General features: G+C 61.9%; 1 protein-coding gene. It reads left to right on the top strand.

The features are described 5' to 3' along the window. A partial coding sequence (locus AAEY83_RS15530; protein WP_351060361.1) for an HAD-IC family P-type ATPase occupies positions 1 to 268 on the top strand: 268 nt, incomplete at both ends.

A 268-nucleotide genomic window follows, 5' to 3' on the forward strand; every position in this document is an offset into this window, starting at 1 on the left:
ACATTGAGCGCATGAGCGATGCCGAACTGGCCGTGGCGGTTGAGACGACCAACGTCTTCGCCAGACTGACGCCATCGCACAAAGAGCGCATCGTCGGCATTCTCAAGGGCAACGGCCATGTGGTCGGGTTCATGGGCGACGGCATCAACGACGCGCCGGCGCTGCGCAGCGCCGACATCGGCATTTCCGTCGACAGCGCGGTGGACATCGCCAAGGAAGCGGCGGATATCATCCTGTTGGAAAAAAGCCTGATGGTGCTGGAGGAGGG

Origin of the sequence: Psychrobacter sp. TB20-MNA-CIBAN-0197 (genome assembly GCF_040309765.1) — a bacterium.
Classification (GTDB): Bacteria; Pseudomonadota; Gammaproteobacteria; order Pseudomonadales; family Moraxellaceae; genus Psychrobacter; species Psychrobacter submarinus.